The sequence below is a fragment of the Bacillus sp. EKM420B genome (assembly GCF_011065565.1).
Classification (GTDB): Bacteria; Bacillota; Bacilli; order Bacillales; family Bacillaceae; genus Bacillus; species Bacillus velezensis.
This window is the reverse complement of record NZ_JAAMNX010000058.1, coordinates 1-243: the sequence shown is the minus strand read 5'-3', so window position 1 is coordinate 243 and position 243 is coordinate 1. Positions and strand designations below refer to the sequence as shown.

The 243-nt window shown below is 39.1% G+C and carries 1 protein-coding gene; it reads left to right on the top strand.

Annotated elements, in window-relative coordinates; all coding sequences use genetic code 11:
- Nucleotides 1–243, top strand: a 243-nt coding sequence (locus G9F48_RS19530) for a tyrosine-type recombinase/integrase (RefSeq protein ID WP_165409997.1), incomplete at both ends; no start/stop codon positions are given.

Below are 243 nucleotides of genomic sequence, written 5' to 3'. Positions count from 1 at the left end.
AAGACAAAAATAAACTCATGTTGTTTGGAGCGGATAACGGTAAGCCACAGTATCCCACATCTCCAAATACCTGGTGGCAGAAATTCACTAAAAGACATAACATAAAGCCGGGACGGCTGCATGACTTGCGACATACACATGCAACCATGTTAGTTAACCAGCTTGGTACAGTACCTGGTTTAAATATAAAAGATATCTCTGAGAGACTTGGTCATTCAAATATACAAACAACCTTAAACACAT